This window comes from Frankia sp. CcCS3 (assembly GCF_977927575.1).
Window position 1 is genome coordinate 1 of sequence record NZ_CDWRCL010000132.1, and the last position, 10,811, is coordinate 10,811.

Below are 10,811 nucleotides of genomic sequence, written 5' to 3' on the forward strand. Positions count from 1 at the left end.
AGCCAATAACGACGGCCTTCCGGGTAAGAACATCGCAACAGTTCTCCTCTGCGGTATCGGATCCGTCGCGCCGCTCACCGTCGGTGGCCTCGCTTCGAGCATATCCAGTATTCTCCTGCCGGGCTCCGGCGAAGTCGTCTGTCGGTAATCCAGATTCGTGATCGCGTGGAGCGGTTGTTCGGGTCGGCGGGAGTGGTGACGTAGTCCTTGGGTGATCTTGGTGGTGCCGGCCGGGCGCGGGATACTGATCCATCGCCGCCGTCTCGTCCCCACCGCCGGCGTCCACGCACTGCCGGGCCCGACCTCCGGCCGCCCCCGGAGCCTAATGGCGGTTGATCACGACGGCGGTCGTCGGTGGGCCGCCGGCGAAAGGTGCTGCGGGTACGGTCCGCCGTCGGCGGATCTCCCGGACGCGCCCGTCGTGCGACGTGCCCGGGAGCCGGGTGCTCTACCGTGTACCGGAGGGGTCATAGGCTCATGATCGATCATTGGCCCGCCTACGTTAAGATCGCACCATGGAAAAGGGGAAGCGGGAGACAGTGACGAGATACCGCCGAGTGGTCGTCAAACTGAGCGGTCGCGCGATCGCCGGTTCCGCCGAATTCGGCTTCGATTCCAACGCGCTGGAGCACCTCGCCCGAGAAATCATCGCCGTCCGCCAGTCCGGCGTGGAGGTGGCGATCGTCGTCGGCGGTGGGAACCTCTTCCGTGGTAACCAGTCGGGCCGGTGGGGTATTGACCGGGTCGAAGCCGACAATATCGGCATGTTGAGTACGGTCATCAACAGTCTGTTGCTCCGGGGGAAGCTCACCGCGCTGGGTGAGGACAACCTGCGGGTGATGACGGCGGTTCCCGTTCCGGCGGTGGCCGAGCCCTACATCCGGCTGCGAGCGGTGCACCTGCTGGAGAAGGGGGCGACGGTCATCCTCGCCTGCGGCAACGGCCAGCCCTTCCTCACTACCGACTACCCGGCGGTGCAGCGGGCGCTGGAGCTCAATGCCGACGCGGTGCTGGCCGCCAAGGACGGCGTGGACGGCGTCTACGACAGCGATCCGAAGATCAATCCAGGGGCCAGGCTCTTCTCGCACCTCAGTTATGACGAGGTGATCAGCCGCGGGCTCCGGGTGATGGATCAGTCGGCCTTCATCTTGGCCCGTGACTTCGATATGCCGCTGCATATCTTCGATATCGAGCAGCGGGGCGCGATGACGGCGATCTGCCGTGGTGAGCACCGGGGGACGGTCATCTCCTCGTCGCCGGAGAAGTCCGAAGAGTTCGGGAACGAGGTGCTGGCCAGCCCCGCCGAATCGATGGCCTGATCCCAAAATCGACGGCCTGATCCCGAGGCGCCGGCCACACAATCGATCTCGACGTTGGTCCCGATCTGCCCCCGAGGGGAAGGTCGAGGGAGATCGAATCCGCTTCTCGAAGGACGGGCGCGGTTTGTCTGCACGGCGGCGGACTCACCGCGGGACGCATTACGCCCGTTTCGTGGACGAAGACGACGACTCCTAACCCGGTCCCATAATTCAAGCTTCGTGAAGATACGTTCGTGAAGATACGACTGACCTAGGTTTCCACGGTCGCCGCCGACAGGTCCCCGTCCGCCTGCGCGGCTGATCGTCTCTGTTCCGGACGGCCACCACGCCAGGGATCTTGGACGTCAGTAGGAGCGGGCGATCAGGCAGACGAGGTCGTCGGCGTCGCTGCCGGCCTCGGGGATCCCGCCGTCCGGTGTCTGGAGGCACCGCACGGTGAGCGATTCCTCGGCGAGCTCGGCCTCGCCCTCCTCGCCGACAAGGCGCCAGGGGATCCGGGCGAAGCCGGCCTGGGCGGCCCGGGCGGCCTCGGCAACGGTGGCGACGTCCGTCGTCCGGCTCTCGCGTAGGGCCAGCGCCTCGGCGTACAGGTCGGCCTGCACCTCGTCCAGCAGCACCGGCACCCGCGCGGCGGCCTCGGCCAGCGGCACCGGCACTTTCTCGGAGGTGTCCCGGCGCACCAGGGTGACGTTGCCCGCGGCCAGGTCCCGCGGACCCACCTCGACCCGTACCGGGATGCCCTTGATCTCCGCGTCGGTGACCCGCCGGCCGAAGGACAGCCCGGGACGGGCGTCGACCTGCACCCGAAGACCGGCGTCGGTCAGCGCGGCGGCGATCTGGCGGGCCTTCGTGACGACGGTCTCGTCGTCGCGCACCGGCAGGACCACGACCTGCGTCGGCGCCAACCGGGGCGGGACACGCAGGCCGTTGTCGTCGCCATGCGCCATGATCAGCCCGCCGACCATCCGGGTCGAGCAGCCCCACGACGTCGTCCACGCCAGGTGCCGGGCTCCGTCGGCGCCGAGGAAGTCGATGGTGAAGGCGCGGGCGAAGTTCTGGCCGAGCTCGTGACTGGTCGCCATCTGCAGGGCCTTGCCGTCGCCCATCATGCCCTCGCAGGTCATCGTGTTGGTCGCGCCGGCGAACCGTTCCCGGCGCGTCTTCACTCCGACGAACACCGGGACCGCCAGCACCTGCGTCATGAAGTCGCGGTAGACCTCGAGCGCGATCCGACGGGCGTAGGCCGCGGCATCGGCCTCGTCGGCGTGCGCGGTGTGGCCCTCCTGCCAGAGGAACTCGCTGCTGCGCAGGAACAGCCGGGGACGCAGCTCCCACCGGACCACGTTCGCCCACTGGTTGAGCAGCAGCGGCAGGTCACGGTAGCTCTGGGTCCACTTGGCCAGGTATTCGCCGATCACGGTCTCGCTGGTGGGCCGGACGACTACGGGCTCCTCCAGCTCCTTGCCGCCACCGATGGTGACCACCGCCAGCTCCGGGCTGAAGCCCTCGACGTGCTCGGCCTCCCGGCGCAGGTAGCTCTCGGGGATGAACAGGGGGAAGTAGGCATTGACGGCCCCGGCGGCCTTGATCCGGGAGTCCACCTCGGCCTGCATGCGTTCCCAGATCGCGTAGCCGTACGGTCGGATGACCATCGTCCCGCGGACGGGGCCGTTGTCGGCCAGCTCGGCCTTGGCGAGCACGTCCTGATACCAGCGCGGAAAGTCGGTCGAGCGGGAGGTGAGTACAGCCACCCCGCCACGATATTGCCTCGACCACGGCTCGTGGCCCCGGGGACCGGCACCTGTTGTGTCCCCGCCCCGGCGGGCGCCCCCGGATGCCGCTCGGAAGGCGCCTCGCGCCGGTCGCGGTCGTCTCGGCTGACGGCCCGTCGCCAGAGTGGACGGTCGCTGAGGGGACGGTTCAGGTCCGGCCCGGATCGCCGCCGCGTCCGACCGGCTGCCCGTCGACCCCGCGCCGAGAATCCCGCGAAACCTCCTGGAATACCAGTGAGACGTCCACGTCGCCGTGATGGCTGACCAGCGCGGCCGTGGGGGGGACGAGGATCATCGCGGTGGTCAGGTCGGCGGCGGTGGCTCCCGGGGCGAGGAGCAGCTCGTGTTGGACGAGTAAGCCGTCGTTGACGGTGACCACCTCGGCCAGTGACCGTGGCCGTCCCCCGATGACCGGACGGGGTTCCGGCAGGAGATCGTCGCTGTCGACGGTGTTCATGTTCTGGTCGTCCTCCGTTGTCGTGTCGCGTGTCGTGCCGCGTCTGGTTGGTGCCGCCGGCACGGGGGTGCGCAGCGCCGGCCCCGGGTCGTCCGGCCGACCGGGCGCGGCGGTACCCGCGGGCTCTGCGCCATGCGGTCTGCCGCTTGCCGGACCCCGCCGATCCGCCGCGTGACGGGACATCGTCGTCCCGCCACGCGGCGGTGGCTGGTCGTGGCGCGCTTCATCGCCGGGCGGGACGGCTCCCGGTGGGCGGGCCGGCGCAGGCGGATGCGCTGGTCGGATGGAACGGACGGGTCGTGCTGCTCTTCGGATACGCCGTTGATTCGGATACGCCGTTGATGCTGTCAGCCACATCGATGTTGCTTTACAGCAAAGCACGAGAACGCGGGGTTGGCTACCGGCGATCTGTGCTCAGAGCGGACGTCTGGTAACAGAGGACGAAGATCCCGATCAGCTGCGTAGCGCGGCGCGCGGGTTGGCCGCTTCGCCGGCTCCGTCCCACTGCGTCGCAGGGCGCGGCGCCCCGGGTCGGACATGACACGCGTCGGTGAACTTTCGGTGCTTGCCGCGTCGGAAGGTTGGCAGCGATGGTGCCGCTCGATGACCGTGAATGATCCAGTTCCGGCGGCTCGGCGATCTTCCTGTCAAGCTCTCGCCTGTTCCTGTCCGTTCTCTCCAGGCTTCCGTCCGTTCTCGTCCACTTCCGTCCGTTCTCGTCACGCTCCTGTCCGTGGCCGAGAGTCACTCGTCCACGGCGCTCCGGGTGTGGCGTGATGTTTGGGGTGACGAGTGAGAGTGACTATTTGTCGATTATTCGACACGCACGGTTGTGATCGGATTGGCCGCGGGCTGGCTAATCAACCACGAATCTAGTGACATGGATGTGTTCCGGCTGGTGATAGGTCCGCGTTCGCGGACGTTCACCTTGCGTTCATTCGAGATGGCTTCGATTCTTGTCGGCGCCCCAGTCCAGGGGGCGGACGATTCGGCGCCGTAGCGCGCAAGAACGAAGGGCTGCTCGTGAACCGAGGCAAGCGTCAGGCCGCCGTCGGGGCTGCAATGGTGGCACTGCTCACTGTGGCGGCGTGTGGCACCGACGACAACAGTGACTCCGGCGACACCGGGGCGAAGCCGTCGAACGGGGCGAGCGCGATCGCCTGCGAGAAGGGTTCCATCACCGGATCGGGTTCCTCCGCGCAGAAGAACGCGATGGACGAATGGGTCAAGGCGTACCAGAACGCCTGCGACGGCGCAACGATCAACTACCAGTCGACGGGGTCCTCGACCGGTCGGCAGCAGTTCATCGCCAAGCAGATTTCCTTCGCCGGTTCCGACTCGGCGCTGAAGGACCAGCAGAAGGCCGACGCGGACAATCGCTGTACCCCCGGTACGGCTGTCGACCTGCCGATGGTGGTCGGCCCGGTCGCGCTTGTGTACCACCTTTCGGGTGTCGACAAGCTCCAGCTGTCCGCCCCGACGATAGCGAAGATCTTCTCCGGTGCCATCACCAAGTGGAACGACCCGGCGATCACGGCGGAGAACAGTGGGGTTACTCTGCCTGACGCGCCGATCGCCTCGGTGCACCGGTCCGACGGTTCCGGTACCACCGACAACTTCACCAAGTTCCTGAAGGGCGCGGCCGGCGCCGCCTGGACCTTCGACTCCGGCTCGGACTGGAAGGCCCCGGGCGGCCAGGGTGCCAAGGGCAGCGAGGGGGTGACTGCGACCGTGAAGTCCACCGAGAACTCGATCGGTTATGTGGAGCTCTCCTATGCGGAGAACGCCGGGCTGTCCACGGTCGCGGTCAAGAACGGTGCCGGCGAGTACGTCAAGGCGAGCACGGATGGTGCCTCCCTCGGCCTGAGCACCGCGAAGATCGCCAGCGGTGACGACCTGAAGCTCACCTTCGACTACGCCGCGGCGACCAAGGGGGCGTACCCGATCTACCTGGTCACCTACGAGATCGCCTGCACCGCTGGTCTCCCGGCCGACCAGGCCAAGCTGGTCAAGTCCTTCCTGACCTACACCGCGTCGGACGCGGGCCAGTCCTCGATCGCCGACCTTGGTTACGCGCCGCTGCCGGACTCGGTAGCGACCCGGGTCCGCACGGTGGTCGACAAGCTGTCCTGACGTCGATCTGACGCAGCTCCGATCGGACTATCCGGTGCCCGCGGTGGGGTGAACAGCCCCACCGCGGGTCCGTTGTTCGTTGACGACGGCGAGAGCATCCGGGCCAGAACGGCAGACCAGAACAGCGCACTAGAACAGACCAACAGCGCCAGACCAGCCAAGACGGTGACGGCCAGGGCATTCACGAGCGGAAGTCGAGTTCGGAGCACCAGGGGAAGAGGGACCATGACGACGGAGCCGGACAGCTCGGCGGACGCCGAGTCTCGGGGGGCCGCTTCGGCGACGGCCGCCCCATCGGGAGGTGATCGGCCGGCCGGCGGGCTGGCGGACACCTCGACAGGCAAGGCCAAGGTCGGCGTCGCTGACCTGATCTTCAAGAATGCCACCCGCACGGCCGGGGTCGGGCTGCTGGTACTGATCGCCGCGATCGCGGCCTTCCTGGTACTGCGCGCCACCAATGCCCTCGACGCCAATACCGGGAACTTCTTCACCACGGAGGAGTGGTTCCCCAACGCCACGCCGCCGGTTTTCGGTATCGCCGCACTGCTGTTCGGCACGATGATCACTGCTGCCATCGCAATGATCATCGCTGTTCCGGTCGCGGTGGGCATCGCCCTGTTCATTACGGTGTACGCACCTCGCCGGATGGCCTCCGCCCTCGGCTACATCGTCGATCTGCTGGCGGCCGTGCCGAGCGTCGTCTACGGCCTGTGGGGACTGCTCGTGCTCGCGCCGCACATGAAGGGCATCCAGAGCTGGCTGACCGACTACTTCGGGTGGATCCCGCTGTTCGAGACCGATCGCGGGGTCGGCCGGTCGATCTTCGTTGCGAATGTCGTCCTCGCGATCATGATTCTGCCGATCGTCGCCGCGTTGTCCCGCGAGGTGTTCCTGCAGGTGCCTATTGCGCATCGGGAGGCGGCGATGGCGCTGGGCGCGACCCGCTGGGAGATGATCAGAACCGCCGTCCTGCCCTACGGCAAGCCGGGCGTCATCAGTGCCTCGATGCTGGGCCTCGGGCGGGCGATGGGCGAGACCATCGCGGTCGCCCTGGTCCTGCCGGCGTCGTTCAACATCTCCTGGCAGATCCTCGCGCCGGCCGGTAACACCATCGCCGCGAACGTGGCGAACGGATGGGGCGAGGCCAACGACATCGGCCGCGGTGCGCTTATCGCGTCCGGTCTCGTGCTCTTCATCGTCACCATGCTGGTCAACATCATCGCTCGCGCCATCATCGCGCGGCGGCGTGAGTTCTCGGGGAGTGCCGCATGAACACCGCGACCGTTCCCGGCCCCGCCGTCGAGGGCGGTGAGGACCGACTGCAGCTGCGGGGCCGGGTCCTGCCCCGCTGGGTACCGCTCGCTGCCGTCGCCGGTGCCGTCGTCCTGACGGCCCTGATCTACCTGGTGACCTCGATCTCCAGCAGGATCCAGTTCCCCCTGCTGGTTGCCGTCTTCTTCATCCTCGCGATGACCGTGGCCTCGACGCTGGTCGAGGGCGGCCGCCGGGCCCGGGACCGGTTCGCGACGAACCTGGTCTACGCCGCCTTCCTGCTCGCGGTCATCCCCCTGCTCGCGGTGCTCGTGAATGTGATCGAGAAAGGTGCGAGGCGGCTGCGCCCCGAGTTCTTCACTCACTCGATGAACGGCATCGGCGCCCGTGACGTCGGTGGTGGCATCTACCACGCGATCATCGGCACGGTGGAGCAGGTCGGGTTGGCGAGCCTGCTGGCCGTGCCGTTCGGTCTGCTGGTGGCCATCTACCTGGTGGAATATGGCCGCGGCCGGGTCAGCCGGGTAATCAGCTTCTTCGTCGACGTGCTCACCGGTCTTCCCTCGATCATCGCGGGTCTGTTCATCCTGGCGTTCTGGATCCTCGCCTTCCACCAGGGCTTCTCCGGATTCGCGGGTGCCCTGGCCCTCACGGTGCTCATGATTCCGATCGTGGTGCGCTCCGCCGAGGAAATGCTGAAGCTCGTTCCGGACGAGCTGCGGGAGGCCAGCTACGCCCTCGGGGTGGCGCGTTGGCGGACCATCCTCAAGGTGGTCGTCCCCACCGCGTTGCCCGGGATCGTGACCGGCGTCATGCTCGCGGTCGCCCGCGTTGCCGGCGAGACCGCGCCGCTGCTGCTGACCGTCTTCGGTACGAACCTCATCAACGCCAACCCGTTCTCCGGGGAGCAGTCCGCACTGCCGCTGTACATCTACTCGCAGGCCGGCCAGCCGCAGCAGTCGGCGGTGGACCGGGCCTGGGCCGCCGCCCTGGTACTCATCATCATCATCATGCTGCTCAACTTCATCGCTCGTCTGGTCGCCAGACGCTCGCGGCTGTGATGACCCTGACCCGGGATGACAGCGCGGCACAGATCATGCCCTATCTCATCCCATTTAGTCCCATCCCATCTGATCCGACCCTCTGAAACAGCATCCAGGCAGATCGTGAGTCGAGGTAGCCCATGGCCACCCGCATCGACGTTTCCGGGCTGACGGCGTACTACGGGAAGTTCAAAGCCGTAGCCGACGTGAACCTGACCATCGAGCCGAAGAACGTCACCGCATTCATCGGGCCGTCCGGATGCGGGAAGTCGACGGTGCTGCGCACGCTCAACCGGATGCACGAGGTGCTTCCGGGGGCCCGGGTCGAGGGGCAGGTGCTCCTCGACGGTGAGGATCTGTACGGGCCCGGGACGGACCCGGTGGCCGTCCGCCGCACCGTCGGGATGGTCTTCCAGCGACCGAACCCGTTCCCGACCATGTCCGTCTACGAGAACGTCATCGCCGGGCTCAAGCTGAACGGGATCCGCAAGAAGGCGCTCCTCGACGAGCGGGCCGAGGAGTCACTGCGGGGCGCGAACCTCTGGGAGGAGGTCAAGGACCGGCTGGGCCGGCCGGGCGCGGGTCTGTCCGGTGGGCAGCAGCAGCGGCTCTGCATCGCCCGGGCGATCGCGGTGGAGCCGCAGGTCCTGCTGATGGACGAGCCGTGCTCCGCGCTCGACCCGATCTCCACTCTTGCGATCGAGGATCTGATCGCGAAGTTGAAGTCGAGCTTCACCATCGTCATCGTCACCCACAACATGCAGCAGGCGTCGCGGGTCAGCGACTCGACCGCCTTCTTTTCGCTGGAGAAGACCGGCGACCCCGGCCGCCTCGTCGAGTACGACAAGACCTCGCAGATCTTCAGCAACCCCAAGGAAAAGCGGACCGAGGACTACATCTCCGGACGGTTCGGCTGACGGACGGGGAGATTGGCGGACAGGACGCGCGGATGCTCCCGGTACCGCGTGGGGCCGGTCAACCGGGGGGCAAGACCGTGGCTCGACAGGCGAGGACCCGGCCGTTCCGGCAGGCCTGGCGGTCGTGGCAGTAGACTCGGCAGCCGACGGGCGTCGGTACCGCGGCCCGTCCGGTGGGACGCGGAGACGGACGACGGGCACCGGGCCGGGGGGCTGCCCGGCGCTGTTGATCGCGGACGAGGACGTCGACGACGGCATGCTCGACGCCTTCGTCGCGAACGGTGTCGAGGTCAGTGTGGTGGCGGACGGGGCGCTGGCCCTGCTGGAGATCGGTCTGCGGCATCCGGCCGCGCTGCTGATCAGTGCCCGGCTGCCCGTGGTGGACGGGGTGACCGTCGTGCGGACGGTGCGTAGCGTGCCCGGTCACGACGACGTGCCGATTCTCCTCGCGGTCGGCCCCGATGACCGGCCGAGAGCTGCCGCCGGACTCGACGCGGGGGCCAGCGCCTGCGTGGGCAAGCCGTACCGGGTTCCCGAGGTCCTCGCGATGGTGGGGTTCATCGGAACCGGACGGGCCGGAACGTATCCGCCCCGGATGCACGAGCCGGAGGTGCTGCGCGGCGGACGGGTGCTGCTGGACCGCGCGGCGCACGAGGTCCGTCTCGACGGGGCCGTGGTCCCGGTCCCGCCGCGGGAGTTCCGGCTGCTCGCGCTGCTCCTGGAACAGACGGGCCGGGTCGTCACGCGCGAGACGCTGCTGCGAGAGGTCTGGGGTTCGGCGCAGACGGAGACGAACACGCTTGCCGTGCACGTGCGGCGGCTGGGCGAGACGGCCGGCCAACCGACGGTCATCGAGAGCATCCGCGGGGTCGGCTACCGCTTCCGCGCCGTTGCCGATCCGGGTTGAGCCCTTCCGCAGGGACGTCAGCCGGGCAGCGCGTAGACGCCCGGCGCCACCCGTACCACGAGGCCATCGTCGATCAGTCCGGCGAGGGCGCGGGTCCGCTGCACCGGATCGTCCCAGACCTGGTCGAGGATCTCCTGACCCACCTCCGGACTGGCGTCACGCAGGACGGCGAGCAGCCGGCCGCGGACCTGGCGGTCGGTGCCGGCGTACCCCTGGGGCCGGCGCGCGGGCCCCGCGCTCGGCGGGCTGCCCGCGGACACCCACGCACACCGTCCCAGCAGGGGGCAGGCGGCGCAGCGAGGCATCCGGGCAACGCAGACCAGCGCGCCGAGCTCCATGAACGCGGCGCTGGCCCGGGCGGCCGTCTCGGCGTCCGGCGGCAACAGCTCCGCGATCTCGACCAGGTCGCGGCGGCTGACCGTGGCCGGCGGGTCGGCTCTTCCCTCGACGGCCCGGGCGAACAGCCGGCGCACGTTGACGTCGACGACCGGATGGCGCTGGCGGAAGGCGAAGGCGGCAACCGCCCGCGCGGTGTACCTCCCGATGCCGGGCAGCGCGAGGAGATCGTCGAGGTGCCGGGGGATCTCGCCGTCGTGCCGTTCGACGACGACGGTCGCCGCCTGGTGCAGCCGCAGCGCGCGCCTGGGGTAGCCTAACCGGCCCCACGCCCGGACGGCCTCCCCGGCCGGCTCGGCGGCGAGCGCGGCGGGCGTCGGCCACCGGTCCAGCCAGGCCTCCCAGACTGGCAGCACCCGGCTGACCGGGGTTTGTTGCAGCATCACCTCGCTGACCATGATTGCCCAGGGGCTCGTCAGGGGACGGCGCCACGGCAGGTCCCGGCCACAGACGGCGAACCAGTCCAGGACGAGATCGGCCAGTGGTCCGGGCGCGCTGCTGATTCCGGCTGTGCTGGTCATTCCCGCCATCGTGCCAGGCGACCAGGCCGGCCGGAGGCGGCAGGCGGCCTCCCGTCGCCTTCGGCTACTACACC

At 68.5% G+C, this 10,811-nt stretch carries 9 protein-coding genes; 6 read left to right on the forward strand and 3 right to left on the reverse strand.

Annotated features, from left to right (window positions below; genetic code table 11):
• The first annotated feature begins 515 nt into the window (after positions 1–515).
• Positions 516–1,319: a UMP kinase gene (gene pyrH, locus AC08OQ_RS12570; protein WP_476601152.1), complete on the forward strand. Its 804-nt coding sequence runs from the start codon at positions 516–518 to the stop codon at positions 1,317–1,319.
• Positions 1,320–1,663: 344 nt separating this feature from the next.
• On the opposite strand, the gene proS is transcribed toward pyrH, so the two are convergent.
• Both proS and AC08OQ_RS12580 read right to left on the reverse strand, forming a co-directional pair.
• Complete coding sequence (gene proS / locus AC08OQ_RS12575; protein WP_462185924.1) at positions 1,664–3,070, reverse strand: proline--tRNA ligase; 1,407 nt, start codon at positions 3,068–3,070, stop codon at positions 1,664–1,666.
• 169 nt (positions 3,071–3,239) lie between these two features.
• A complete protein-coding gene (locus tag AC08OQ_RS12580; RefSeq protein WP_476591542.1) occupies positions 3,240–3,548 on the reverse strand; it encodes a hypothetical protein in 309 nt (102 codons plus the stop codon).
• A 1,023-nt stretch (positions 3,549–4,571) separates the two neighbouring features.
• Here AC08OQ_RS12580 and pstS point away from each other — a divergent pair.
• The 5 genes from pstS (at position 4,572) to AC08OQ_RS12605 (ending at position 9,820) form a co-directional block, all read left to right on the forward strand.
• Positions 4,572–5,681, forward strand: coding sequence for a phosphate ABC transporter substrate-binding protein PstS (pstS, locus tag AC08OQ_RS12585; RefSeq protein WP_462185925.1), 1,110 nt, complete (start codon positions 4,572–4,574; stop codon positions 5,679–5,681).
• Between the two features lie 225 nt (positions 5,682–5,906).
• Positions 5,907–6,953 carry a phosphate ABC transporter permease subunit PstC gene (gene pstC, locus AC08OQ_RS12590; RefSeq protein ID WP_476601155.1) on the forward strand — a complete coding sequence of 349 codons (1,047 nt, stop codon included), beginning with the start codon at positions 5,907–5,909 and terminating at the stop codon, positions 6,951–6,953.
• Positions 6,950–8,014 carry a phosphate ABC transporter permease PstA gene (pstA, locus tag AC08OQ_RS12595; protein ID WP_476605332.1) on the forward strand — a complete coding sequence of 355 codons (1,065 nt, stop codon included), beginning with the start codon at positions 6,950–6,952 and terminating at the stop codon, positions 8,012–8,014. Before pstC ends, pstA begins: the two co-directional genes overlap by 4 nt.
• Positions 8,015–8,136: 122 nt before the next feature.
• Complete coding sequence (gene pstB, locus AC08OQ_RS12600; protein ID WP_462185928.1) at positions 8,137–8,913, forward strand: phosphate ABC transporter ATP-binding protein PstB; 777 nt, start codon at positions 8,137–8,139, stop codon at positions 8,911–8,913.
• A gap of 124 nt (positions 8,914–9,037) precedes the next feature.
• Positions 9,038–9,820 (forward strand): response regulator transcription factor, encoded by a 783-nt coding sequence (locus AC08OQ_RS12605; protein ID WP_476605331.1) that lies wholly within the window; start codon positions 9,038–9,040, stop codon positions 9,818–9,820.
• 17 nt (positions 9,821–9,837) lie between these two features.
• Here AC08OQ_RS12605 and AC08OQ_RS12610 read toward each other — a convergent pair whose 3' ends face one another.
• Positions 9,838–10,746, reverse strand: a complete 909-nt coding sequence (locus AC08OQ_RS12610; RefSeq protein ID WP_476601160.1) for an HhH-GPD family protein — start codon at positions 10,744–10,746, stop codon at positions 9,838–9,840.
• Positions 10,747–10,811: the final 65 nt, after the last annotated feature.